The organism is Sphingobacterium prati (genome assembly GCF_013167215.1).
Taxonomy (GTDB): Bacteria; Bacteroidota; Bacteroidia; order Sphingobacteriales; family Sphingobacteriaceae; genus Sphingobacterium; species Sphingobacterium prati.
In genome coordinates, this window is sequence record NZ_JABJWY010000034.1 from 991754 (window position 1) to 1017930 (window position 26177).

Annotated in this window: 19 protein-coding genes; 5 read left to right on the forward strand and 14 right to left on the reverse strand. The window is 40.6% G+C overall.

Annotated elements, in window-relative coordinates; genetic code table 11:
- The first annotated feature begins 246 nt into the window (after nucleotides 1-246).
- A complete protein-coding gene (locus tag HPC41_RS14555; protein ID WP_216660756.1) occupies nucleotides 247-984 on the forward strand; it encodes a YqjF family protein in 738 nt (245 codons plus the stop codon).
- Nucleotides 985-1391: 407 nt separating this feature from the next.
- Here the strand turns inward: HPC41_RS14555 and katG are convergent, their stop codons facing one another.
- On the reverse strand, nucleotides 1392-3671 hold the full coding sequence (katG, locus tag HPC41_RS14560) for a catalase/peroxidase HPI (protein WP_172394691.1): 2280 nt from the start codon (nucleotides 3669-3671) through the stop codon (nucleotides 1392-1394).
- A 260-nt stretch (nucleotides 3672-3931) separates the two neighbouring features.
- On the opposite strand from katG, the gene HPC41_RS14565 reads away from it, so the two are divergent.
- A complete protein-coding gene (locus HPC41_RS14565; protein WP_172394692.1) occupies nucleotides 3932-4513 on the forward strand; it encodes a DUF4126 domain-containing protein in 582 nt (193 codons plus the stop codon).
- A 64-nt stretch (nucleotides 4514-4577) separates the two neighbouring features.
- Here HPC41_RS14565 and HPC41_RS14570 read toward each other — a convergent pair whose 3' ends face one another.
- From HPC41_RS14570 to HPC41_RS14605, 8 genes are all read right to left on the reverse strand, one after another.
- Nucleotides 4578-5030: an Hsp20/alpha crystallin family protein gene (locus HPC41_RS14570; RefSeq protein WP_172394693.1), complete on the reverse strand. Its 453-nt coding sequence runs from the start codon at nucleotides 5028-5030 to the stop codon at nucleotides 4578-4580.
- A gap of 97 nt (nucleotides 5031-5127) precedes the next feature.
- Nucleotides 5128-5421 (reverse strand): hypothetical protein, encoded by a 294-nt coding sequence (locus tag HPC41_RS14575; protein WP_172394694.1) that lies wholly within the window; start codon nucleotides 5419-5421, stop codon nucleotides 5128-5130.
- A gap of 254 nt (nucleotides 5422-5675) precedes the next feature.
- Nucleotides 5676-6014: a hypothetical protein gene (locus HPC41_RS14580; protein ID WP_172394695.1), complete on the reverse strand. Its 339-nt coding sequence runs from the start codon at nucleotides 6012-6014 to the stop codon at nucleotides 5676-5678.
- A 10-nt stretch (nucleotides 6015-6024) separates the two neighbouring features.
- A complete protein-coding gene (locus HPC41_RS14585; RefSeq protein ID WP_216660757.1) occupies nucleotides 6025-6582 on the reverse strand; it encodes an RNA polymerase sigma factor in 558 nt (185 codons plus the stop codon).
- 89 nt (nucleotides 6583-6671) lie between these two features.
- Entirely contained in the window at nucleotides 6672-7661 is a 990-nt protein-coding gene (locus HPC41_RS14590) for an FAD:protein FMN transferase (RefSeq protein WP_172394697.1), read from the reverse strand.
- A 41-nt stretch (nucleotides 7662-7702) separates the two neighbouring features.
- Nucleotides 7703-9901, reverse strand: a complete 2199-nt coding sequence (locus HPC41_RS14595; RefSeq protein ID WP_172394698.1) for a PepSY domain-containing protein — start codon at nucleotides 9899-9901, stop codon at nucleotides 7703-7705.
- Between the two features lie 5 nt (nucleotides 9902-9906).
- Entirely contained in the window at nucleotides 9907-10392 is a 486-nt protein-coding gene (locus HPC41_RS14600) for a DUF2271 domain-containing protein (protein WP_172394699.1), read from the reverse strand.
- Between the two features lie 7 nt (nucleotides 10393-10399).
- Nucleotides 10400-11911: an ankyrin repeat domain-containing protein gene (locus HPC41_RS14605; RefSeq protein WP_172394700.1), complete on the reverse strand. Its 1512-nt coding sequence runs from the start codon at nucleotides 11909-11911 to the stop codon at nucleotides 10400-10402.
- Between the two features lie 305 nt (nucleotides 11912-12216).
- Here HPC41_RS14605 and HPC41_RS14610 point away from each other — a divergent pair, with 305 nt between their 5' ends.
- Entirely contained in the window at nucleotides 12217-13164 is a 948-nt protein-coding gene (locus HPC41_RS14610; RefSeq protein WP_172394701.1) for an alpha/beta fold hydrolase, read from the forward strand.
- 71 nt (nucleotides 13165-13235) lie between these two features.
- On the opposite strand, the gene HPC41_RS14615 is transcribed toward HPC41_RS14610, so the two are convergent.
- The 4 genes from HPC41_RS14615 to HPC41_RS14630 all read right to left on the reverse strand — a co-directional run bounded on the left by HPC41_RS14615 (nucleotide 13236) and on the right by HPC41_RS14630 (nucleotide 19595).
- Nucleotides 13236-14330 carry a family 43 glycosylhydrolase gene (locus HPC41_RS14615; protein ID WP_246250660.1) on the reverse strand — a complete coding sequence of 365 codons (1095 nt, stop codon included), beginning with the start codon at nucleotides 14328-14330 and terminating at the stop codon, nucleotides 13236-13238.
- Between the two features lie 21 nt (nucleotides 14331-14351).
- Complete coding sequence (locus tag HPC41_RS14620; RefSeq protein ID WP_246250663.1) at nucleotides 14352-16196, reverse strand: glycoside hydrolase family 2 protein; 1845 nt, start codon at nucleotides 16194-16196, stop codon at nucleotides 14352-14354.
- Between the two features lie 31 nt (nucleotides 16197-16227).
- On the reverse strand, nucleotides 16228-18273 hold the full coding sequence (locus HPC41_RS14625; RefSeq protein WP_172394702.1) for a beta-L-arabinofuranosidase domain-containing protein: 2046 nt from the start codon (nucleotides 18271-18273) through the stop codon (nucleotides 16228-16230).
- 158 nt (nucleotides 18274-18431) lie between these two features.
- Nucleotides 18432-19595 carry an aldose epimerase family protein gene (locus HPC41_RS14630; protein WP_172394703.1) on the reverse strand — a complete coding sequence of 388 codons (1164 nt, stop codon included), beginning with the start codon at nucleotides 19593-19595 and terminating at the stop codon, nucleotides 18432-18434.
- A gap of 173 nt (nucleotides 19596-19768) precedes the next feature.
- Between HPC41_RS14630 and HPC41_RS14635 the strand changes: the two genes are divergently transcribed.
- Both HPC41_RS14635 and HPC41_RS14640 read left to right on the forward strand, forming a co-directional pair.
- Nucleotides 19769-22924 carry a ligand-binding sensor domain-containing protein gene (locus tag HPC41_RS14635; RefSeq protein WP_172394704.1) on the forward strand — a complete coding sequence of 1052 codons (3156 nt, stop codon included), beginning with the start codon at nucleotides 19769-19771 and terminating at the stop codon, nucleotides 22922-22924.
- Between the two features lie 2 nt (nucleotides 22925-22926).
- Nucleotides 22927-23706 (forward strand): response regulator transcription factor, encoded by a 780-nt coding sequence (locus HPC41_RS14640; RefSeq protein ID WP_246250665.1) that lies wholly within the window; start codon nucleotides 22927-22929, stop codon nucleotides 23704-23706.
- A 267-nt stretch (nucleotides 23707-23973) separates the two neighbouring features.
- Here HPC41_RS14640 and HPC41_RS14645 read toward each other — a convergent pair whose 3' ends face one another.
- Nucleotides 23974-26151, reverse strand: coding sequence for a hypothetical protein (locus HPC41_RS14645; protein WP_172394706.1), 2178 nt, complete (start codon nucleotides 26149-26151; stop codon nucleotides 23974-23976).
- Between the last annotated feature and the right edge of the window lie 26 nt (nucleotides 26152-26177).

Consider the following 26177-nt stretch of genomic DNA (forward strand, 5'->3'; position numbering starts at 1 on the left):
AACAAACAGAACTGTAATTAGAAAAATTAAATGCTTCCACATAGCTGCAAACTAACAAAGTAACAAGTTTCTTTTTGAAAACAATACAAAGTTACTATCGATCAAATAACAAAAAGTAGCACAAATCTTGAATTTTATTACACAAAATCGGAAAATCCCAAAGAAAATTCCATAATTCTTCATATATTAAATTAAAATTTGGTTAAAGCGAGATTAAAATAACCTTAGAGGTATAAATTGACGATTTTGGCACAAAGCATTAAAACCATTTTACAAAATTATAATCATCGCCCATGGCCTCTTCCAGTAGGCCCCTGGCAGTATTATCAGGAATGGCTAGATGTCTTCTTTTTACATTTTCAAGTCGACTACGAAGTACTCAAACCATTAGTTCCCGCTCAGTTGAATATCGATCGGCATGAGGATAAATGTTATGTTTCTTTGGTCGCTTTCAAAATGAAAAATATCCGCCCCAGAATGTTGCCCCCCTTTCCGCCTATATCGGAATTTCATGAAATCAATGTTCGTACCTATGTCGATCAGGAAGGAAAAAAAGGGGTTTATTTTATCAATATCGAAGCAAGTAAAGGTTTATCGGCATTGGTCGCAAAAAAACTGTCTGGTCTGCCTTACGAAAAATCAAGTATTTTGCGTGATATGGCGGGATATCGAAACCTGAATGACAAAAAGAACTTTAGCTTGAAAACAGTGTTTAAAGTTACCGAGGAAGTTCAGGTAAAATCCAGCCTCGATAACTGGCTTACTGAACGCTATTGCCTTTACCTGGACAAATCAAATGGGCTATACCGGTTTGAAATTCACCATCCTGAATGGCCCTTATTTTCTGTGCAGCTACAAGAATGCCAAATGAACTATAAAACAGGTGATATTCATCTGCATAGCGAAAATATTGACTGTATACATTATTCACCCGGAGTACCTGTCTTGGCCTGGGGAGCCAAAGTGATACGTCCGACATTTTGATTAAACATTGAACATAATAGCCATTTTTTCCATTTGCGATCCCCTTAGAGGACAGACGTTTCTTTAGGGGATCGCAAAATCTCCTCAAGGGGATTTGTTTCCCCCTCATGGGGGTATCCCGTTTCCTTAAGCAATCGCAAAAACTTCTCAAGAAAATTTGTTTTTCCTTTAAATTTAGGAGAACAAATAAGGTGTTCCAAAATCAGCCCGTAGAACCATTAGACAACTTTCGAAAAAATATTTATTCAAATCAACAAAAACAAAGGGTAAAATTCCGCCAAAAAGATTTTTCAGCTTTCTGGCGGAATTTTACCCTGCTACGCCCTAGCCTCTAAGAAACATACACGTCAATTTTAAGACAGTTGTATGTGTCGGGCGATAGTTGAATGATTTGCAGTTCAAGTAAATTATCGATGTAAATCAAAACGATCTAATTCCATCACTTTGTTCCAAGCTCTAATAAAATCCTTCACAAATTTCTCTTGTGCATCAGCACTACCATAGATTTCTGCAACTGCTCTTAATTCAGCGTTTGAACCAAAAACCAGATCCGCACGTCCCGCAACCCATTTCTTTGCGCCCGATTTACGGTCTGTTCCTTCAAAAAGTTCACGGTCCGGAGAGATCGCAGTCCATGCGGTCCGCATATCCAATAGGTTCACAAAAAAGTCATTAGTCAATTGTCCCGGTCGTTCCGTCATAACACCTGTCTGAGAACCATCAAAATTAGCTTGTAATACACGCATACCACCAATTAAAACAGTCAATTCCGGAACAGATAAAGTCAAAAGTTGCGCCTTATCAATCAATAATGATTCAGTCGAGACGGTGTAAGACCCTTTTCGATAATTTCTAAATCCATCTGCAATAGGTTCAAGGTACCCCATTGAATCTACATCAGTCTGTTCTTGAGAAGCATCCATCCGTCCCGGATTAAACGGAACCTTTAGCGCATGTCCACCTGCTCTTGCTCCTTGTTCGATCGCTGCTGCACCGCCAAGGACAATTAAATCGGCCAACGACACCTTTTTACCGCCTTGTTGTTTGCCATTAAAATCCTGTTGGATCTGCTCCAGCACAGTTAGCACTTTTTGCAATTGCGTTGGGTTATTAACCTGCCAATATCGTTGTGGCGCCAAGCGAAGACGGGCTCCATTTGCTCCACCACGCATATCCGACCCGCGGAATGTGGAGGCCGAAGCCCATGCCGTAGTCACCAATTCCGCGATACTAAGACCTGAAGCCAAAATAGTAGATTTTAAGCCTTCAATATCATGTTCGTCGACCAATACATGATCTACGGCTGGAATAGGGTCTTGCCATAGCAATTCTTCGCTAGGTACTTCAGCTCCAAGATAACGTTCACGTGGCCCTAGATCGCGGTGTGTTAGTTTAAACCATGCACGCGAAAAAGCATCGGCGAACGCATCCTGGTCTTCGTAGAATTTACGGGAAATCTTTTCGTAAACAGGATCAAAACGCAAAGACAGATCCGTTGTCAACATAGTTGGTCTACGCTTTTTATTCGGATCAAAGGGATCGGGAACAGTTGCTTCCACTCCTTTTGCTACCCATTGATGGGCACCTGCAGGACTTTTCGTAAGTTCCCATTCATTTTCAAAAAGATTTTTAAAAAAGAGATTGGTCCATTCTGTCGGTTTCTGCGTCCATATAACTTCGAGACCGCTGGTAATCGCATCTGTACCTACTCCGGTACCATAACTACTTTTCCATCCAAGTCCTTGTTGCTCAATTCCAGCAGCTTCGGGTTCCTTACCGACGTTATCTGCTGGCCCGGCACCGTGTGTCTTTCCAAAAGTGTGCCCTCCAGCAATTAGCGCAACAGTTTCCTCATCATCCATCGCCATGCGCCCAAAAGTATCCCTGATATCCTTTGCTGCTGCAATAGGATCTGGATTTCCATCTGGTCCTTCCGGATTCACATAGATTAAGCCCATCTGCACAGCTGCCAGAGGTTTTTCAAGGTCACGCGAATGTTGCTTACCGTCGGCATCATCATCCGCAGATAGGACACCATGAGATTCAACCACGCCTTCAGAACCATGCGTATAACGTACATCACCACCTAACCAAGTTTTTTCCGATCCCCAATATACATCCAGTTCCGGTTCAAAAGCATCCACACGTCCCCCCGAAAAGCCAAAAGTTTTAAACCCCATAGATTCCAAGGCCACATTACCCGTCAGGATCAATAAATCGGCCCATGAAATATTCTTGCCGTATTTTTGTTTGATCGGCCACAACAGTCGACGGGCTTTATCCAAGCTAACATTGTCCGGCCAACTATTTAATGGAGCAAAACGCTGCTGCCCCGAGCCTGCACCACCACGACCGTCACTCACGCGATAGGTACCGGCACTATGCCAAGCCATCCGGATAAACAAAGGACCATAATGTCCAAAATCTGCTGGCCACCAATCCTGTGAATCGGTCATCAAAACATGTAAATCCTTTTTAACAGCTTGCAGATCCAATTGTTTGAAAGCTTCAGCATAGTCAAAACCTTCATCCATAGGATTCGATTTTGCCGCATGCTGCCTCAAAAGATCCACACGAAGCCTATCCGGCCACCAATCTTGATTTTGTGTTCCTCCCCCCGCAACGGAGTTACGCATAGTTCCATTGTGAAATGGGCATTTGCTAATGTCTTTTTCGTTGTTGTCCATATAAAAAGAAAGTTTATTTTATATAATATTTTAAATGTTAAAATTGTTTGACTTTTACTTTCATAAAAATAAACAAATACAGACGCCCCTGCTCATTGAATGATTCGATACGATATAGTCATAATCTATAATGAAATACCAGCACTATAATATATTACATATACAGCATTTAAATTCTTTTTTTAAGTCCACGACAATTTTAAAACAAAAAACGCCCTTCTTTTATTCTACTAATAGATAGAACTAAACATCCATTTGTCATGGGAGAATTATCCACATACCTGGTCAGCGCATTTATCGGTATTAGTTTGGCTGCTGCAACTGGCTTCCGGATTTTTATGCCGCTATTTTTGTTGAGCTTGGGCTGTCGCCTGGAACTGTTCCAAGTAGGTAACGAATGGGCTTGGGCAGGGTCTAATTTGGTGCTTATAACGACAAGCATGGCAATGATTATTGAAATCGCTGCTTACTACATACCTGTTATTGACAATATTTTGGATACAATTTCCGTTCCTTTGGCCGCTGTCGCGGGGACTTTACTTTTTGCAATACAGTTTACAGATATTTCTCCGTTTTTCCGCTGGTCTGCAGCTATTATCGCCGGTGGGGGGACTGCTGCAACGATAAGTACGGTCCTAGCGGGTACGAGAGCAGCTTCCTCAATCGGTACGGCAGGTCTTGGAAATTTCATTATTTCGACCATGGAAACCATTGGTTCAACCATTTTGACTATTCTAGCCATATTCGTTCCGTTTATGGCTGTTTTGGTCGTACTAGCATTATTTTATTTCTTCGGAAAATTTGGAAAAAAACAACTGCAAAAAAAACTCAAAAAAACGTGAAAGAGGTCAATGCGCCTGCATCGACCTCTTTCGGAATTGCTGTTAGGTATTACTTGCCGATTATTTAGTCAATAATGACTTCTTGCGGTCTTTTCACCTTGTCAAGATCCTTGGGAAGAATGACCGTTAGCACGCCATCTTCAAAACTGGCATGTACATTATCTGTAAGCACTTGTTCACTTAATTGGAATTCGCGCTCAAAGGCTGTGCCCAAATGCTCCTTATAGATATAAGCTGCCGTATCGTTGGTATTTTCTGTACAGGAAATCGTTAAAATTCCTTCGTTTATACTGACCTGAAACTGCTCTTTCTTTCGTCCGGCAGCAAACACCTGCACTTCGTAGAACTCAGAATTTTCAGAAATATTTACAGGAACAACTTGCTGTCCCTCTCCGCGTGGTCCTGCTTCGCCCTCAAAAAAATGTTGCTGAAATTTTTCAAAACGGTCTTTGAAATGCTGACCACAAAATTTATTTTGATTTGAATATCCGCTGGAATAATAATCTCTTTTAAACATGTCTTTATTTTTTTAGTAATGAATATTGTGTAGGGAGTAATGAGCAGCCCAAAGGACTTCACTACCGCCTCTATTTATGTTGTTTGGTTTTCTGATATTAATACACCGGGACAATTGTCGCATTCTTGCCTCGTTGTTGTTTGTGCAAAGGAACAATTGCACCATCCTTTTTCGACGCACTGGACATGCCGGGGTAGATCGGTGCTTTGTCCATTTTAAGTGAACGCATTTCTCTCCGGCGTATTTTGGCCATTGCCAAGCTTCCTATTCCAAATAAGATGCATGCAACCAACAGCAACTTAAAGATCGCTCCTATTATTAAGGTTGCTAAACCCGCTACTACCGTCAATGCGATTAAACGGGGCAATATAAATCGAACTTTATTTTTCATTTTTTCTTTAATTTATTTGTTCATTAAACCCAAAATCCGTCGACCCACTTCTTGGTAATTCTATTCGTTATCCTTTATACTTCTCCTGTCGTCAATTTTTCAACCCAGTATAATTGTCTTATATCCCAAGTAACAGATCATCAAGTGCTGTCATTACCCTGAAAGTGTTTCTTCAGCTTTTGGCATAAAAAAAGGCGCCTTTATAGAAGAAGACGCCTGTACTAGGTTTTTACTTTAAAAAATTTTATTTTTTTTCAGAATCCACATCGTCCTCTGAAACGACGCTTCCATTCCTCTTTTAGACGCTCCCTTTCCTCTTCTGAAAGATCTTCATGACGGCCCATATCAGGGGGGAGATTTTTACGGAATCCGCCTCGCCCCGGTTTACCAAATCCACGCCCAAATAGAATCCGTGATAGTACAAAAAGTCCAAACGCCTGCCAATAGGTAATAGCCTTCAAATTGAAAATATCACACATCAATGTATTCCACAAATATTGTAATAAGGCTACCAGCAAGAAAACTCCAATGATAATGGCAACAAACACAAAAGCAAATTTGCCTTTTCCCTGTCTTCTCATTCTTCTATTCATAGCTATATTTTTAAAATTTTAATTCTTCATATAAGTTCCGCAAACGTAAACGCAGATGTTTCACCGCATACCCCTTTCTGCTTATGATCGTTTTTAGATTTTCATTTTCCATATCAGCGATCTCCTGCAACGTTTTATCTTCAATTTCATTGAGCATAAAAACCCGACGTTGTTTTTCAGGCAATTCATCCAGCGCTTTCATCAATTCATCCCAAAAAATATCCTTGAATAATTTGAGCTCCGGGTTGTTCGAATCATCAGCCAGCAAAAACTGACGTATCGGGAAAGCGGTGTCCACGTCCTCTCCATCCGCCATTAAATCGTCCAGCGACTCATCTTTCTTTTTTCGGTAGCTATCGGTAATCTTGTTTCGGGTGACAGCATACAACCATGCCCCAGCATTTTCCAGTTCGTCCATATTGGTCAAACGGCTGAATTGATACCAGACCTCCTGCAAGATATCTTCGGCATCTTCCGTTTTTTTTACCTTTCCTTTTACAAAACGTAGCAACTGACTCCCATAAGTCTTAACAATGTCTGTAAATGATCTGGAGTTTTTTTCTGCCATATGATTTTGGTATGCAATGTCCATAGCTACATAGACGAACCAAGAACGCTTTTACTCTAAATTATTTTCGTTGACATACTATTTGTTGTTTAAGGGAATTGCTTGCGCTTATCCCGAACGACCTTCCCTTTGTCTGTAATAAATATAAAACGATAATTTGGAAAATTATGGATTAATTTCTTCCCCTCTTTTTCACCGAGTACCATGATGGACGTACTCAGTGCATTGGCTATTTCTGCAGACGGGCCATAGATTGTTACCGAAGTCAGTCCCGTAGCTGGGTATCCGGTGATAGGATTAATAATATGGGAATAACGTTTCCCTTCGATTTCGACATATTTTTCATAGCTCCCCGAGGTAGCGACAGCCATTTCATTCAAACGAAGGACCTCTATCATTTCATGTGCCCTGAAGGGGTTGTTCACCCCTATTTTCCAGGGCTCACCATTTGGTTGGCTACCCCAGGTTGATAGGTCACCGGAAGCATTGACAATTCCCGCCTGTATACCGCGGTTTTTCATGATCTCCCTTCCCCGATCGGCGGCATAGCCCTTCCCGATCGAGCCAAAGCCAATCTTCATACCCGGAAGTTCCAAGAAAATGGTTGAGGCAGTACTATCCAAAACAATGTGTTTATAGCCAACTTTAGCAACCGAGTTTTTGATCACATCCTCGGAAGGCATTGTATCCATACTACCATCAAACTTCCATATTTTGTCTAAAGCGACAATGCTAATATCAAAGGCTCCCTGTGAATTCCGGGCATATTGAATTGCTCTTTTGGTCAGATCAAATACTTCCCGGTCAACTTTGACAGCTTTGATCCCGGCATTACGGTTTACCTCGGAAATTTGCGTATAGGGACGCCACTCCGAAATCAGATTTTCTATACGTTCAATCTCTGCAATGACTTCGATAATATGCTGTTGGGCAGCTGAGCTATCCTGATCAACTAATGTGATCTCAAAAACAGACCCCATAAGGGTCACCTGTTTTTTGAGCAATACCTGTGAAAAACCGTTAACGACGGCTATCAACCAAAATACCGAAATCAGTAGATATTGCTTATAATAATTCATCACACTTTGTCAAAATAAATGATAGCATAAGATTGTAATGTTTAATAACAATCTGTCAGAATCTGACTATTTTCTTTATAGCTGCTGATCGGTTTGCCTGTACTTGCCAGCAGCATCTCATTTAATGTTGCTTCGACATCCTGTTGCATGCGGAGTGAACCGCACAATAGGATACAGCCCTTCTGTTCGAGCAATTCCACAAAGTAGGCACCATCCTGACGGATCAGATCCATCACGTACTGTCCGTGCTGTTCCCGCGAAAAAGCCAGCTGTACATCGTTCAGATGTCCCTGCTTTTTTTGTTCGTCGGTAAATCGAAGATATTGCGCTGTCATCTCATTGTTTGTGCGGAATCCTGCATAGAGTTTGACAGGTATTTTATGCTGATTTTCTGCAATCATACCCAAAAACGGTGCAATACCGGTTCCGTTTGCAATCAAGGCCACAGCAGGTGCCACCTTCGGAAAATGAAAACTTGGATTGGCCATGACACGTGCTTCCAGAACCTGATCAGGTTTTAGCTGATATAGAAAACCCGAACCAAAGCCTTCAGGAAATAGCTTGACGACCAATTGAATCATTCCGTCCTTACATCCGATGGAATAGAAGCGTTCCCGTTGATCCTGTGCCGGATAGATGGCCAACAAATCACCGGACTGCACTTTCATTTTTCCAAGAGGTTTTAATACAAGCGTGAAGGTGCTGTTGCGCTCCGAAACAATCGATCGGGCAATCACTTTAAATTTCTTTAATCCAACCGCTTTTGAACTATATATTGCCGGGGCAGAAGCTAAGGCGATATTGGTTTGTCCACTCCAATGATGTACCCATGAAATCAGTTCATCAACATTTTTGTCATTGACTGTATGTAAGTCTATCAGTCGGGAGGCCCATGTTTGCTGACTAAGTAGTTTGTCTATTGTATATGCATAAGCACAAAAATCAGGGTATGCTTTTGATCCAAAACCAAGAACAGAGAAATTAATCGACTGCTGCTGCGGATGGGCCAATAATTTTTTTTCAAACTGGGCCGCATTGGAAGGTGCTGTTCCCAATCCATAGGTAGAAGTAAACAGCAAAAGATGTTTTGCATTTGGAAAGCGCTGATATTGATTCAACCCGAGTAAAATTGATTTTTTACCGTCCGCCAATAGCTGTTTGTGAATCTGATTGGCAAAAAACAAGGTACTACCATTTTCTGTACCAACAAGAATAATAATTTCGGCATTGTCAGCCTTATACTTATTCTTAATCTTTGTCCGTGTACGTTTGAACGTTATAACAAAACCTGTATAAATGAAAAAGACAATATTTAAGGACGCAAGACCTAAAATGATGGCCCATATCATGTTGGTTTTACCCGTGTGGAGATCAAGAGAAAGTTGTTCGGTCAGTGCAGTAAAAGGATACTTAACTTCTTTATGTACAGCACCGTTCAGCTGATTTACTGTCAACTCCCGATCTTTCAGCTTGAGAACATAATATTCATCAGGATCACCTTCCATAAAAGGAAATTCCAACTTCAAAACATCGTTGAGCTTCGTTGTTTTGAAGATCTGAAAATCAGCTATCGCGAGTTCAGTTATGTCATTTTCCTTGACCGGGTATTCAACCGTCTGATTCGTCTTCTTTAACAGTTCGATACGAACCATAAATAAATAGGTTCCGGTCAAAGCCAAAATTAAAATAGGTATCAGAAATAACCTTCCCGACACCACATGGAAATATTGTGCAAAAAAGTCGCGGTTGATCTTGGCGAAGAAATGTCGAACACCCTGTTGGCGTTTGATAATCAATACCAATCCTGAAATTGTGATCAAAAATAACAGGAAAGAAGCTACGCCGATAATAATACGTCCCGTCACCTTTAAGAATAAGGAACGATGTAGGACGGTAATCCATTGAACAAACTGCGTTTTGTTCTTTTGTGCCCCGAGATATTTACCAGTTTGAGGATCAATATACCCCTTTACGGTATTTCCATCAGCATCTATAGCGTCAATGCTCACAAATTGATTGTGATCGACCGAAATTTCAATAATCTCCGGATAAACCTTTCGCAGACCAGCTATGGTCTGCGAAAGGTCTAAAGAATCTATATTTTCTATGCGATAAGAAGGTATTTTTTCACTGACAGCATCAATTGCCAAAATTACCCCAGTGACCGATAATAAAAGTAAAAAGACAGAAGAAACAAGCGCTAAGGCTAAATGTGCATACCTCCAGACAGATACCAGCATTTTTCTTATTGTACTTTGTTTAATTTGACCAACTTAATGTATCCTTTGCCACTCACTTTTTCAGTAATAGCCTCTTTTGTCAATGGAATTTCCACATCTGCAGTATGATATTTCTGTTCTTCTACCGCAGATTCAAAGCGAAGTTTATACCCTTTATTGAATTTGGACTCATCAATTTCCAGTGTACGCATGGCGCGGTCGCCGCCACTAACAGAAGCCCCAGTTACAGCACTGAGTTTTTCTTTGGTTTTGGTCTGAAATTTATACCATTCTTTTAGGGTGTTATACCATTGCTTGTCCGGTCCAAGTACGGCAAGTGTTTTTTCGTATGCTCCTTTCGGATTCATCAGAGAAATAACAACATAAGCCCCCTCTCCCGTGTAAGCGTTCATTTGGATCATACATTTATACTTACCCGTCTGGGCAAATGTACTTACAGAAAGTACTGAAAACAAAAGTGTGATTAGCGCGATTTTAACTATAGTATTCATCTTATTATTATTTTAAAAAGTCCAACTGCACATTTCCTTTTGATAAAAAGTCATTTTCTTTTGCCAAATCATATGCTGTCTCATCAAATTCAGTTTTCAATTCTTTTTTTGCTCCCAGAGCAACCAGTGTTTTCAATAAAGAATCGTCTTTGGCGATCAAAGCGGCTTTATGCAACGCAGTGGTGCCCTCTTTATCCTGTGCATTGATATCTACCCCCAATTCACTTGCTTTCTGAATGAGGTTTGTGCTTTCTTTAGCGACAGCAAGATGATAGAGTGTGCTACCGTTTTTCTGTGGTGCGACAACATCCAGCCCTCCAGCTTTAAGTACAGCTAATTTTTCTTTAAAATCATCTATCCGTGAGTTATTGGACTGAGCGCTTTGCGGCGGGCGACCTCCCTGCTGTGCTTCTTTAAAAGAATTGAACCAGTAAACAGCCAAGTTGTTACCATCTTTGTCCAATAATTTGGCATCGGCACCGTTTTTTATCAAGAGCGTTGCAATCTCAGCAGAGCCACTACCGATAGCTTTAGTCAATGCAGATTCCCCCTTCTCATTCACGGCGTTCACATTCTTTGCTTTTGAAAGCAGTAGCATTACTAATTTCGCATCTTTGCCATTGGCGGCAATCATAAGGGCGGTATTACCTTCGTTATCCGCCTTCGCGACATCAACTCCCTTATCCAGAACGTAATTGATCACTGCCATATCCGGGCGGCGTACCAGTGCATGTAACAAGGTCGCACCATCTTTATTTACGGCTTTGGGATCCAACTTCAACTTTTCAACCAAATAGGTATACGTCTCCAATCCATTCGATACCTGCCTGGATCCTTGTGTAGCAAAAAACAAGGCATTGTTTGTTGGTTTTATACCACGGGCAATCAACTTATCCACTAATTCCATATTGCCCAACTTAGCCGCGTAATCAGTTACAGTACGTCCATATTCATCTTTATCTTGGATGGAAAGCCCCTTCTTGATAAAATAATCGGTCAGCGTAAGATCTCTGTCAGCGGAAGCTGCAAGCATCATTAACGTGGCGCCACACTCGTACTTCTCTTTTGGGTTTATTCCTGCTTTAAATAAAGCATCGTAAACAGCGGTATTGGTATTTCCCGTCGACGCAGCATACGCTATAATCGGATAGCCATGACTATCCTGATAGTTGACATCGGAACCTTTTTCAATTAAATAATCCACCAATTCGGCATTGCCACTTGAAGCAGCCCAATGCAAATAACTCCGACTATGATGTGTTTTCTTTGAGACACTGTTTCCTTCCTGTTCGATCATGAACTTGACAACATCCGTCGGTGCTCCATTGAGGATAGCCATCGTTACGGGATCAAAAGATGCCGCATTAGGTTGTGAAGGACTATTCCCTTTTGTAATTTCTCCCTTAACCGTAGCCAGAGTAGGTTTACTTTTCCAAAACTCCCCATTCATTAATGAATTTGTCTGTGCCTGGGCATAAGATGCCGCAAAAAGTAAAGCTGCTAAAAGTGTCTTTTTCATTAGAACGTATTTTTATTGGTAATGAAGCTATCTTGAGCAATCGCTATTCCTATCACGATGTATGAATATCGCCTTAACTCCTGCTACCTTCCGTTGAATAAAATGTATTTAAACAAAAGAATTAATTGCTTATTTAAATTAATTCTAAATTACTGCAAATCTAAAAAATATTCCGATACTAAAAAATTAATACGGGCTAAATTTATCCAATATGATCCACTAAAGTTTTTTTCAGGCTGAGCAAGATCAACTTGCAAATCCAACAAAATAATCCTAGTTTACTTTGACAACAAAAGAACAAAGCAATGAATACGGTATCATCCAGTCGTTTTTCGATAAATTCTTTTGCGGGTAAAGAAACCCACAATCTCTTCTACAGCATATATAAACCAGTAGACAAACCGGTAATAGCGACAATATTGATTGTCCATGGTATGCAGGAACACAGCGGTCGGTATCAGCTACTTGCAGAACATTTGTCCGACAGAGGTTTCGCTGTACTTACCTATGATCAATTGGGCCATGGAAAAACGGCAGCAAATACTGATGGATTAGGTTATTTTCAACAATCTGATCCGGCGGAGCAGCTCGTCTCGGACGCAATAAGGATGAGTGAAATGATACTACAGTCCTATCCAGATTACCCCCATTTTATATTGGGGCATTCCATGGGATCTTTTGTCACCCGTTGTGTCTTACAACAAGCTGGCGATCGCTTTAAAGGAGCCATAATCATGGGAACTGGCGCGCGACAAAAGGGATCCACAGCTTTTCGTATGCTATTGACGGTGCTCAATTCTTTTGCACCAAAAAAACGTAGCCGATTGATCAATAGACTGTTCAATAAACGCAATAATGTATGGTTTAAGGATGAACTCAACCAGAATAACAGCAATTGGCTAAGTGTCAACAAAGCGAATCGTATTGCTTTTATCGAAGATCCATTATGTGGTGGTTTATTTACAAACAATGGCTTTTATACGGTATTGAGTTTATCGCTACGGGCGACAGATAATGAGCGCAACAAATGCATCCCGAATAACTTACCCTTATTATTTATTAGCGGACAGGATGATCCTATTGGGGATTTCGGGAACGGACTGAAGCAGACAGTTACGCAATTACGCCTGCAGGGAAAGACAGATATCACCGTAAAAGTCTACGCAGGAATGCGTCACGAAATAATTCATGAAGATTGCAGGGAAGATGCCTTCCAATTTATCGATCTGTGGCTTGATCAGCATTTAAGTTAATCGCCAACAATCCCATCTGTATAACTGCCTACATAGCACAGGACAGATTATAATTGGCAGCTATTCAGCTATTACTTAAATATTGGAGCCACTTTTTCAGTAGCACTACTCGTTGCTCCTTCAATCGTAGGCCAATCCTCCTTCCAGATTACTCTATCCAATAACAGCATGCGGCGATTACCGCCAGTAGAAACGCGCGGTTGTTTGGGGTCCATAGCATGATAAAGCAACCAGTCATTGCCCTGTTCATCGCTTATAACCCGGGAGGTATGTCCTGTCCCAACAAATCTCTCGTTTCCTCTCAGCAATAAAGTTCCGCTTCCTCTTTGGGTTAAATCGCGTCCTTCCTGATCCAAATAAGGACCCTTCAAATTTTTTGATCGGCCAACGAGTACGTGGTAGCTACTTTTTTCACCTTCACAACAGGAGCCCTTTGAGCCAATAAAATAATAGTAGTCTTTCCTTTTATGAATCACAACAGCTTCAAAGTCACCTGCGGCAACTTTAAATTTTTTATCCAAATCTGGTATTTGGGTTCCATCGGCATTCAAAGGTACTCCATAGGTACCTTGCGTAACGGCATCACTAAAACTTCCCCAAAAGAGGTAATTATGCTCCTTCTCCCTAAAAAAATAGGGATCTATCGAGTTAGGCACATTGATCGCCTTGCTATCGAACAGCTTGCCCCTATCCACAAATGGACCTTCCGGCTTGTCCGCGATCGCCACCCCAATACCAGGATTGGGGTCGCCCCAAGTTGAATAAGCATAGTACATCAGGTATCTTCCATTCAATAAAACCACATCCGGTGCCCAGATCCCACCTTGCGGCTTCCAGTCCGGTTTGGTGGAAAATGCCGTCCCGATCCAGGTCCAATGCACCAGGTCTTTTGACTGCAAAATGGAAACTAAACGCTGCCCCTTACCATCCCCCCAGTTGTCAGCTGTTCCATACGCATAAAATAATTTATTCTGGGGATTCCGGACCACGGTAGGATCCGCAAGTATCGGTTCAAAGACAGGATTTATATAGGTCTTGTTTTGTACCGATGACTGACCAATCCGGGCAGCTTGTTGAACTGAGCCTGTTGAACTCCCACACGAGTTCAACAGGTTCAGTATCAAAACTACTACTGTGAAATACCTCAACAACATTGATTGCAGCATGTTTGCCGATTTAAGATAAAATTATTTAGTTGGCGCATGATACAACGCCTGATGGGCAGCGTTTAATTCTGCTTCAGGCATTTTAACGACTTTACGATCATACGTCATCAAACCATTTGTTTCCACCTCCACGTCGGTGGTCTGCGTATAAACCCCTGCCGACAATCCCATAGGAATTAGTCTTGTCAAATCACGGATCAATTGTTTGTAGCGTTCAAGAAGTTCTGCTTTATTTTTAAAGCTTTGGTACCCCCAGTTGTCCTTTTGTTGCCAAGAATGACCATCTATTGGAAGTCCTAAGCCACCAAATTCACCCAATGCCAATACCTGTTTTGCACCAAATAATTTTGGATCGGGCATTGCCGCATCAGGATAATTATGTATATCCAATATATGGCCGGTCTCCATAAAATTACCACCACTGGCACTATTTACCAAACGGGATGGGTCATTGGCCATCGTCCATTCTGTAATTTCTTTCGTTTTAAATTGCCCCCAAGCTTCATTAAAAGGTACCCAAATCACAATGCTCGGATAATTATGCAAAACTTCCATGATGGCCTTCCACTCTTTTCTATAGTAGCCCTCAGACTCCTGTGAACGTACTTTATCCCGATTTCCACCGGATATTTTTCCGGGTTGCATATCCCAATGATTTCCGCCCAGATCACCGCTTGGCATATCTTGCCAGACAAGCATACCGATACTGTCACAGTAACGATACCAACGTGCTGGCTCAACTTTAATGTGCTTACGGATCATATTAAACCCCATTTCTTTTGTCTTAATCACATCAAACTTTAAGGCTTCATCTGTAGGCGCTGTATGCAAACCATCAGGCCACCAACCTTGATCAAGTGGTCCGTATTGAAAGGTAAACTTGTTGTTCAATAGGAGCCGCTGTATTCCATTTTCGTCTTTTCCCATTGAAATTTTACGCATCGCGAAATAGCTTCTTGCTTGGTCAATGACCTTCCCTTTGCGGACCAACTGAATTTCTAAATCATAAAGCTTCGGATTATTGGGTGACCAGGCTTCCAAATTCGGCACAGCAAGCTCGAAAGCAGTATTAGGTTGCCCTACCTGTTCTTTAATAACCTGAGTTCCGTTTAGTGCCCGCACTTTAATTTCATCACCGGCCTGGCTACCTGCTACTGTCGCTTGGAAGGCTAGTACTCCTTCATCCAACCGCGGCGTCTGCTTTGTTGTCACGATATAGGATTGTGGTACACTTTCCAGCCATACTGTTTGCCATATACCGGTAACCGGTGTATACCAAATACCATTCGGACGATTGACCTGTTTACCCCTAGGCTGTGGACCATCGTCCGTAGGATCCCATACACGTATGGCGATTTCCTGTTTGGCTCCCTTTTTGAGAAAACGGGTCACATCCATCGAAAAAGGATCAAAACCACCTTCATGCCTACCCACCAACTGATTATTTACGTATACATCACATTGCCAGTCTACAGCACCAAAATGGAGCAATACATTATTTTTGTTGACCGACTTATCCAAGGTAATCGTGTTGCTATACCACAGTGCTTTATCTTTACCAACTTCCTTACCGACCCCTGAAAGTGCAGATTCTACCGCAAAAGGCACCAGGATATTTCCGCTCCACTGTTGGGGGATTTCATTTGCGTTTACTGGAGTAATGGCATATTTCCATAAGCCGTTTAAATTTTGCCAGTTATTTTTCCGCACCAGTTGTGGTCTTGGATATTCTGGATGTGGTTTCTGTGCAGTCACTTTTTCACCCCACGAGGTTAATATGTGATCACCTGCGGGCTTCCATTCCTGCGCAAAATTCAGTTGTGCAGCCATCATCAGACTGGCAAAAAATAAGGTTTTCTTCATCATAAAAAAATCGTTATATCATTTATATCTTTAATTACTTTACTGTCGGAAATGCTGCAATACGCAAACGGGCGGCCCCCATTGGAATCAATTCGACTTCTTGGACTGCTGCCTGACTTTCCACTGGGCTCAATGGCAATACACCGGTCAATCCATTTTCATCTATTTTCCAGCCATCAATTCGTTTCGCTTTTACCAAAATAGAAATAGGTACCGCATCCGCTTCAAATGGAAAGGCATCTTTGGGCCACGCCCGTTTGACAACTTTCAATTGATCTGGAGCATGCAATTCATTTTGGACCAGGCCATAATTCCAATCACTCGCCGGAAGGATCTCATACGAAGGCCATTTGGTTGGGTCAGCGGTTTCTTGCCATTTTGAATCACCAATAGCCGAGGCTTTACTATCCTTTTTCACATAATTCTCTTTAATCTTCAAGGCATAAGTCAATGGCCCCCGTTGAATGCTAACCGCATTTTTATTTGCCGTCCATGTATTCAATTCGATAGACATTGGCAGCAGAAGTTCGACCCGATCTCCATCGTTCCATTTTCTTTCGATCCGGATATATTTCGCCCCCGATTTAACATTTTGTATCTTTCCATTAATTTTCACCTGTGCCTGTTTTGCCCAGGCAGGAACCCGCAAATAGAACGGGAAATCAGCTACCTTTCCATTCGTTCCTATTGTAAAGCGAATAGATTCTTCGAATGGATAATTAGAGGCTTGTTTAATCTGAATATTTTGATTGTCGCCAACCTTGATATCCGCATTGGACGCGGCATACAATACTGCTGCAACACCATTGTCATTTGTCGCCATATACAGATGCTCTGCATAATACGGCCATCCTTGGCTATGGTTGTGTTGACAACAACGTGAACTAAAGGGATTCATCATCAAAAACGGACCGTTATTATCAATACCTGGAGCATGATTATGACTATCGCTAATGCTCATATTTGGACTAGTGATATAACGGAGTGCCTTGAAATCAGCTGTTACTGCTGCGGGATAGGTATTAAAAGCAACCTCTTCAGCGTGATCTGCCCAAAACGGATCCCCTGTGATTCCAAGAAGGATTTCATTTGAGGCCATCTGTTCGACCATGCCACAAGTTTCGACACCTTGTCTAGGGTCAGTATATCCTGGACGGGCATTTTCGTCGGCGCCAAACATTCCGCCCGGAACCTGACCAAATACCTGTCTGACGAAATTAAAATTGTCATAGGTTGCCTTCAGATCTTCAGTCGACTGACTCTTGAGATAATAGGTTGCCGGCTCCCTAAAACACTGTGCAACATTGACATTGTGCCAATTCGGCAAATCACCTTTCTGACGCCAATTGGCGGTATTTCGATGAATTTTATCTGCCAGATCCATCAACCATTCATTACCTTCGGTTCTATTATAGAGCCAATAGACAGATAGTAAATTGTCCCCACCGCGGCTATTCTCCCAATAGTCTTTTAGAAAAAAGCTATCTGGCAAATTTGACTGCCATTTAAAGTAGCTGGTCATAAGGGCTAAAACACGTTGATCAGCGCTAAATTCATAATAGGATTGTAAGCACCATAACATAATCATATTACCCCATAGGTCAGGTTTATTGTTGCGCAAGATCAGGGGACCAAAGTAGCCATCAGGCCGTTGACTCTTAATTGCCGCTTCCAACCATATTTTTGATTCGGCTATTATTTTAGGGTCTTTCAGAATATACCCCAGATTTGCATAACCTTTCAGCCAATAAGGGACTTCCTCCCAACCGTAATCACCTTTCCCATTGGCGCTCAACCATGCATTATTTTTCTTTGATAACCATGCACTAATTTCGCCCAGATGCCCCGTAAGACCATTTTTCTGTAAATCTAAATATTTCCCCAACCAACCTTGCGGGACAATACTACCTACAGGCAATTTCAGCAAGACATTCTGTTTTAATGGCAAACGATTGTTAATATAGTTTAGATTTTTACCTTCAATCGGCAGTCGATCAACAGTAGTTACGGCATTGCTTTGCGCTGAACACAGAAAACAAATTCCAATGAAATAAGGCAATAGACCTATCTTTTTTATCATTATTGGCTTGATTAGTTGTATAACTGATTATCCAAAATTAAAATTTAATCAATAAGTTAGACGATTGATTTTTCTCAAAACACTGCCTATTTGTATCAAAAAAAGGAAGCACACCTTCAAAAAGATGCACTTCCAAAACCAATCATTATTAATATGTATTATTTTACCGAAAAACGATACAGGGATTTCGTTTGATAAATCTCCCCAGGATTTACAACTGTCGTTGGGAAGCTAGGTTGATTCGGCGCGTCGGGAAAATGTTGTGGCTCCAGGCAGAAAGCTGTTCGGAACGAATCTTTTTTGCCGTTCTTTAACTGCACTTGCTCATTCATAAAGTTGCCGCTATAGAATTGAATCCCCGGCTCGGTGGTCAAAATATCCATTACAATACCTGATTTATCCCCCACAACACTCGCCGCTTTATACCATTCTCCTTCTTTTTCCTTGGTCAACACAAAATTATGGTCATATCCTTTTCCGTAAGTGAGCTGACTGTCACTGATATTGATATCTTTTCCAATAGTCTTGGCTGAGGTAAAATCGAATGGTGTTCCTTTTACTTCAGCCAATTGTCCTGTAGGTATCAAGGTACTGTCTACAGGCGTATATTGATTGGCAAACAATTGAAGTCTGTGGTCTAGAATTGTACCACTCCCTTCGCCGTTCAAATTAAAATAAGCATGGTTTGTTAGATTGATCACTGTTTTCTTATCGGTTTCAGCACGGTAAGCGATCATCAATTCATTATTGTCATTGAGCGTATAAGTAACTTCCATCTGAATGTTGCCCGGAAATCCTTCCTGTCCATCAGGCAATATGTATGCAAAAGTAACCGATGACGGGTCAGACTCCTTTAGCGTCCAATGTGCAAAATGTACGCCTTTAAATCCACCATGCAATGTATTAGGTCCATTATTGACCGCCAGTATATAGTTCTTGTCATCCAGTTTGAATTTCCCTTTTGCAATACGATTGCCGAAAGGTCCCACGATCGTTCCAAAAAAAGGTTCTTTGGGGTTATTATAATCACTAGCCTTCGAAAATCCCAATACGACATCACGTAATTTACCAGAATTATCCGGCACCCATAAACCAACAAGACGTGCTCCAAAATTGGTAAAATAGGCCTGTACACCATTTTTATTCGTCAATTTATATAAATAGATTTTTTTAGCATCAATTGTAGTACTAAATGATGAAGTGTCCATTAAGGCTGCGACCGTGTCGTTCTGAGTATTTTTTGAATGATTTGTTTGCTGACAGGACAGACAACAATAGGTAAATATTCCAGAAATACTCAGCAACATCAATTTTCCTTTCATTTGTTATGATTTAAATGGTTTATAATCTTTATTGGATGATAACTTACTTTGTTAGCTATATTTTTTATAATTTTATCGGTTACAATACAAATACTAAAATCCTATTTTTTTTTATTTTTTTGGGGTTAAATTGTTTCAATTTTAAGCTATTTTGTATCAATAACCAAATGATCATGATCAACCTGAAGCCGCTACATTTTTTATTTTTCTTGCTACTGTCTCCTTTGCTTATCCATGCACAACCTTATTATTTTAACCATTATCAAATAAATGAGGGGCTTTCAAACAATGCGGTAATCTGTAGTATGCAGGATAGCTACGGATTTCTCTGGTTCGGCACTAAAGATGGTCTCAACCGATTCGACGGAAATAGTTTCAAACATTTTGACGCCTCAGCTTCCGAGAAAAATAGCTTGGGAGGCAATAATATTATCTCCCTGAAAGAAGATTACAAAAAAAGAATCTGGATTGGCACTGATCAAGGAATTTACTGTTACAACCCCATCGATGAACAGTTTAGATTATTAAGTAAACAGTTCGAAAATTCGGATGTACCTGTTATCATTACAGATCAGAAAAAAAGAATCTGGTTTATATCAAATGGCCTGCTCTATTACTATCATCTGGTCAACAACGAAATCAAGCAAATCACCAGACCAGATCTTTATATCACGGCAGTGAGCTGTACAAAAAATGGAACTATTTTTTTTGGTACCCCAGAAGGAAAAATTTTCCAACTTAATAATGCCGACAAACCTGTCCTCTTACTGGACTTTCAACTAAAATATGGTGCGAAAGATTGGTTCAGTATCGAAAAAATAACGGAGAACCGCAAAGGGGAATTATTGATTGGCACCTCCAAATCTGGTGTGTATGTTTACGATTTACAGGCAGCGACTTTAAAATCCATGTTAGGCCCAGATCGGTTAAAGCAATTTCTCTATGTCCGGGATATCCTGCAACCAAATGATACCGAATATTGGTTTGCGACCGAATCAGGGCTCTTTATTTATCAAATTGCCGATCAAAGCTTTATCAATATTCAAAAAGAACAGGAAAATCCATGGGGTATTTCTGACAATGCCGCTTATAACATTCTACAAGACAAGGATCAGGGAATTTGGATAGGTACTTATTTTGGTGGCGTCAACTACTATCATAAGAACAACAGCATTATCGAAAAATTTTTACCACAAGATAAACCCGGTAACTTAAAAGGATCAGCCGTACGTATCATTACCAAGGATGAGACGGGCAATATCTGGATTGGAACCGAAAATGGTGGTTTGTCCAAGCTAAATCCCACTTCCGGAAAAATCAAAAATTTCTCTGAAAAACAGGGAAATCTGGCAAACAACAATATTCATGGAATTCTTCCCTTTGACAATAAATTATTGGTTGGCACTTTTGTTAACGGGCTGGATATCTTTGACCCTAAACAGGAAAAGGTTATTTACCATATCGACCGAGATAGTTATTCCAACTCCGATCTACAAAGTAACTTCCTCTTTTATCTCTATAAAACGAAGAAAGGGGACATTTTAGCCGCGTCCACTCGTGGTTTATATCGCTTTGATTTCGCCAATAAATCTTTTCACATAGTTCGAAACGTTCCTGAATATATGTTTTATACGACTGTGCTTGAAGACAAACAGGGGAATATCTGGTTAGGCACCTGGAGAGACGGCTTATTTTGCTATAATCCTACCACTAGAGCCTTTAAACATTATACGCATAAAAAGGATGATCCAACTTCGCTACCAAACAATCGAATTAATAGTTTATTTGAAGATTCGCAGAAACAGATTTGGGTTGCAACGGAAGGCGGTATGGCAAAAAAACAGGCTACAGGTAATGGTTTTGAAAAAATTGGCATACATGAAGGTATGCCCAGCAATGTGATCCTGGCCTTTCTTGAGGATGAGCAAAATAATCTTTGGGTGAGTACATCTAAAGGATTGGTGCGTTATCATCTATTGAATGGGAAAAAACGGGTTTTTAACCTAGAATCTGGACTACCTTCCGTTCAGTTCAACTACAATTCCTCATTTGAAGATGGTCAGGGGAATTTTTACTTTGGCACGATCAATGGTTTAATCCGTTTTGATCCAAAAAGACTCAATCAGGTCAATTATAATACGCGAATTCCGATCTATATCACAAACCTCTATATCAATAACAAAGCGATTAATCAGTACACAGACAGCAGTATACTTTCCAGATCCATCCTCTTTACGGATAAGATTCAATTGAAACACGATGAATCATCATTTAGCCTTGATTTTGCTGCACTTCATTATCAAGCCCCCCATTCTATCCATTACAGTTACAAAATGGAAGGTCTTGATAATAATTGGATAGATATTACCAGTAATCAACGGGCTTATTTTACGAAGCTTGCACCGGGAACTTATGTTTTTACAGTGAAAGCTGAAGACCCCAATGGAAATACCATCCCTACCGCCGCAAGTCTTAAAATTGTTATTCTTCCTCCTATTTGGGCAAGCATACCTGCTTATATCGTTTATGCAATAATTCTTATTGCACTCATTACATTTATTATTTATCACTTTAATGAAAAGATAAAACAACGTAATCGCCAACATTTACTGACCGTGCAAAATCTTCGTGAACAAGAGCTCTACCGCTCAAAAATCAATTTTTACACAGATGTAGTCCATGAAATACGCACACCATTGACATTAATTAAAGCGCCGCTGGAAAAGCTCATGGACAAAGTCGAACATAATCCAATAACGGATAAACTATTGACGACCATGCAGAACAATACCGAAAAATTGATTGCACTCAGTAATCAGTTGCTGGATTTTCGACAGGTCGAAACGGAAGGTTTTAAATTACACTTTGAGATGGAAAACATTAGTCAGGCGGCACAAAAAATAAGCAATGATTTCAGTGTCACCGTTCAAGCGATGAGGAGGAACATGACAGTGACCATCGCTCCTGATATCATGGGGTACATCGATATAGATGCTTTTGATAAAATCTGTTATAACTTGTTCAATAATGCCTTAAAATACTCATCACAGGATATTGAGGTGAATTTAGCGGAGGATAAACAGAAAAATATTGCTATATTGACCGTGAAAAACGACGGTGCTTTAATTCCTTCAGAAGAAAGGGAAAGAATTTTTGAACCATTCAATCGATTAAAACAAAATAAGAACGTTCCTGGAAGTGGTTTAGGTTTAGCATTGACTAGATCCTTGGCACTAAAACATCAGGGCAGCCTAGTATATGATATTGAAAATTTACGGTGGAATATATTCCGTCTGACTTTACCACTAAACAACAGTTCAAACCAATGATTATGAATGCAAAAGCCAATTTATTAGTAGTAGATGATCATGCTGAATTACTTGAATTTATTGCGGATGACCTTAATGAAGATTACCATATCACCACCAGCACCAATGGAAATGAGGCTCTGAATTTACTCGCATCGGAGTATTTTGACCTCATCATCAGCGACGTGATGATGCCCGAAATGGATGGCTATGAACTTTGTCAAAAAATTAAAGAAGATATCGCTTATGCACATATTCCCGTCATCTTATTGACTGCAAAAAATAGCATAGAGTCGAAGATTCAAGGTTTGGAATATGGTGCTGATGCGTATATTGAAAAACCTTTTTCGCCCGCATTTTTAAAAGCCCAAATTGTTAGTCTGTTAAAAAACAGGACTAAAGTCAAGGAATTTTTTATCAAAAATCCGATGTCCCAAATACAGCAAATCGGTCAGAATCAAAGCGATCAGGATTTTCTGCTCAAAATTGAAGAAATCATTATGGAACATTTGGATGACCCTCAATTTAATGTGGACCGGATGGCAGACATACTCTGTATGAGTAGGCCCACACTGTATCGAAAAATAAATCTGGTGTCAAGCCTCTCACCGAATGAGCTCATCAACCTGACCCGACTTCGAAAAGCAGCTGAATTGCTTAGTTTACGACAGTACAAGGTCTATGAAATTTCAAATTTATTAGGCTACAGTTCAGCAACACATTTTTCCAGAAATTTTCAAAAACAATTTGGACTCAGCCCTACGGAATTCCAGGACTCACAATCGAATAAGACGTTGTTCTAGCAGCGAGCTCCATTTGAGATAGATTAAGTTTGGCCTCGAAAATTTAAAGTAAATCATTGTCAACGTCTTATTAGGTAAAATCAAAAAATTTGGTCCGAATTAGATTGGTTATTTATCTAATTCGATTATCAATAAAAAGAACTAAATTCACTAAGAATTTAGTTCTTTTTATGATTCGGATATGGCAACTGGCACATATTCCGATCAAGTTTACAAAAACAGGATTGCTATCCGATCCTTCATTTGAAGATCAAGTGTTCTACCCTACTACCATTTAACATCTACGTTCACACCATCGGGACTATTTTCAAATCCCAACAAATAGGTTTTTGTTCTGGTATCCCAATTTCCCTCCGAAAAGGCCTCTTTTTTATCCACCAGCACGCTCTTTGGTTTATTAGGCAATAATATCCGCGAAATATTTGTTGTATTAATCGGGCTTTTTGCCGTAAATGAATAGTGATGATTAGCCGATGTTTCGTTGTAGATACGGCTTGCGGAAGCTAACACTTGCGGTTGTTGTTTGTTTTTTATATGATCTAAATTCACAAACAAACATTGCTCATTTGGTTGGATGTTTTTGGAAGTAACAATGGGCAAGGCCGGATCATAAAGATCAATTAGATTTCCTTTAACATGATATGGCTGATTACTCACACTCTCATCCAATACGGCGATCAGATCGTAATTACCGCGCGTCAACGTAAAATAGTTTTTAAATTGTAGCTTTTCAGATTTGCCGTTGTTTTCATAAAGATTTTTCGTCACGTCCAGCAGTTTCTGACTGTTATCCGGTTTGACCACAAATTCTTTGGGATCCGATCTTAATACATAAAAAGTACCTCTACCATACGTATATTTCCCCTCCTTTATCATACCGTCCTTCAGCCCCATTTTCTCAAATAGATGATCCGATGGCCGTTGGTAATTTTTACCGTTCGTGTTCCACCATTCCTGTACCGATTGAAAGGGATCGAGATCTGTACCACAATAAATTAGGATGCCGCCATCCTTTACCCAATCTGCAAGGTACTGATGTCCCTCAGCTGACAGGGGCTTCATATTGGAATAAGACATTAGGAGTATTTTTGTCTCCGCTAGGGCATTCTTAACCGCTAGATTCTCCAAATGAACTGTTTTAACAGGAACCCCACGTTTTAGGAAAGGAAGAGCGAGACCGTAAAAGTTCGCCAGTTGTGGATCGTCATATCCGGCATGCGTCGGAAAACGTTGAAACATCAACGAATTTGCCAGTAGGACACTGATTCCTGTCGATCCAGAAACTTTACTGGCCGTTTTTGGCATACTATTCAGGCTATTGATCATCACCTGCATCTGCGTTGAATAATGCCGTGGTATTTTTTCCTTTTGATCACTATTGGGGCTTGTCTTATACAGTCCCTCATAAATACGTTCAGGCCAGGGCATCACCTCATAGTCAGCAATATTGGGATACAAAAGTTGTGCGGTGAAAGTGGCCTGATAATTTTTCTTATAGTCCGCCCAGTCCCGGGGCCAATCTTCGATCGGATCCGTCAGAAAAAACATCTTTCGTCCAGTGGGAGCTGTCATAGATTCCATTGCACCATACTCCAAGAACGCAGTTTCGAAAACACGTTCTTTCGCTACACCATTAAAATAATTAGGTTCACGCGAAGTTCCTGTCCATACCTGCGCGATATAACCATCCACACAGGGAAGCGAAGCCAAACTCGCTTCAGGACTCACGATCATCCATTGTGAATAGTTGATCAAGGAATGCGTGGGCACATAGCATTTTACGTCCATCCCTTTGCTTTTTCCATAAGACTTCGCGTACGTAAAGACTTCATTCAGCGCATTGAGGTAAAGGGCGTACTTTAATTTATTGGATAAGTAGGTGTTCTCGGGCGATTCATGCTGTGGTCGCCAATCAAAACCATAGTACTTTTTCCATTCTTTCTTAAATGATTCACTATAACCCGCACGCGCCCAGAATTCGGGTTCCTCCATAAATATGGCGTCAATCCCGGCATCAATAACTCGCTTGACATGCATCTCTTTGATGTATTTTAAATAATTTTCAGTAGGAACAATATAGGGAACCATATGACCATGCCAGATGGTATCGCCTTTTACGTCAACCTGACCTTCATCCAAATGCATCTTTCCATCCCATTTCCCTGTAAAGTAATCCTGGTACTCGCCCCAGGCAATACCGGTCATAAAATGGGTAATATATCCCTTATCACGCCAGGATTTCACGCGCTCTTCAAATGGAATCTTTCGAGACTTGTCGGATGGATTGCCTCCTGTTCCATAGATCATCACCGCATCCGCTCGGTTGTCTATTGTTGGGCGCCATTCTCTGGAACTCTGAAATGTCGTCTTTACGGGATCTTTTTTTTGAGCGACCGCAGTAAGCGTCGTCAGCATCAATAAAGCGAGTATATTCGTTTTTATCATAATCTGTTGTCTATTTCCGTTGCTAT

Excerpts from the sequence above, each read along its gene's own strand:
- HPC41_RS14615 (WP_246250660.1), bottom strand. The coding sequence starts at position 14,330 with ATGCTGCAATCAATGTTGTTGAGGTATTTCACAGTAGTAGTTTTGATA.
- HPC41_RS14585 (WP_216660757.1), bottom strand. The coding sequence starts at position 6,582 with ATGGCAGAAAAAAACTCCAGATCATTTACAGACATTGTTAAGACTTAT.
- HPC41_RS14610 (WP_172394701.1), top strand. The coding sequence starts at position 12,217 with ATGAATACGGTATCATCCAGTCGTTTTTCGATAAATTCTTTTGCGGGT.
- HPC41_RS14595 (WP_172394698.1), bottom strand. The coding sequence starts at position 9,901 with ATGCTGGTATCTGTCTGGAGGTATGCACATTTAGCCTTAGCGCTTGTT.
- HPC41_RS14570 (WP_172394693.1), bottom strand. The coding sequence starts at position 5,030 with ATGTTTAAAAGAGATTATTATTCCAGCGGATATTCAAATCAAAATAAA.
- HPC41_RS14600 (WP_172394699.1), bottom strand. The coding sequence starts at position 10,392 with ATGAATACTATAGTTAAAATCGCGCTAATCACACTTTTGTTTTCAGTA.
- HPC41_RS14635 (WP_172394704.1), top strand. The coding sequence starts at position 19,769 with ATGATCAACCTGAAGCCGCTACATTTTTTATTTTTCTTGCTACTGTCT.
- HPC41_RS14565 (WP_172394692.1), top strand. The coding sequence starts at position 3,932 with ATGGGAGAATTATCCACATACCTGGTCAGCGCATTTATCGGTATTAGT.
- HPC41_RS14575 (WP_172394694.1), bottom strand. The coding sequence starts at position 5,421 with ATGAAAAATAAAGTTCGATTTATATTGCCCCGTTTAATCGCATTGACG.
- HPC41_RS14630 (WP_172394703.1), bottom strand. The coding sequence starts at position 19,595 with ATGAAAGGAAAATTGATGTTGCTGAGTATTTCTGGAATATTTACCTAT.
- HPC41_RS14590 (WP_172394697.1), bottom strand. The coding sequence starts at position 7,661 with ATGAATTATTATAAGCAATATCTACTGATTTCGGTATTTTGGTTGATA.
- HPC41_RS14620 (WP_246250663.1), bottom strand. The coding sequence starts at position 16,196 with ATGATGAAGAAAACCTTATTTTTTGCCAGTCTGATGATGGCTGCACAA.
- katG (WP_172394691.1), bottom strand. The coding sequence starts at position 3,671 with ATGGACAACAACGAAAAAGACATTAGCAAATGCCCATTTCACAATGGA.
- HPC41_RS14625 (WP_172394702.1), bottom strand. The coding sequence starts at position 18,273 with ATGATAAAAAAGATAGGTCTATTGCCTTATTTCATTGGAATTTGTTTT.
- HPC41_RS14605 (WP_172394700.1), bottom strand. The coding sequence starts at position 11,911 with ATGAAAAAGACACTTTTAGCAGCTTTACTTTTTGCGGCATCTTATGCC.
- HPC41_RS14640 (WP_246250665.1), top strand. The coding sequence starts at position 22,927 with ATGAATGCAAAAGCCAATTTATTAGTAGTAGATGATCATGCTGAATTA.
- HPC41_RS14580 (WP_172394695.1), bottom strand. The coding sequence starts at position 6,014 with ATGAATAGAAGAATGAGAAGACAGGGAAAAGGCAAATTTGCTTTTGTG.
- HPC41_RS14645 (WP_172394706.1), bottom strand. The coding sequence starts at position 26,151 with ATGATAAAAACGAATATACTCGCTTTATTGATGCTGACGACGCTTACT.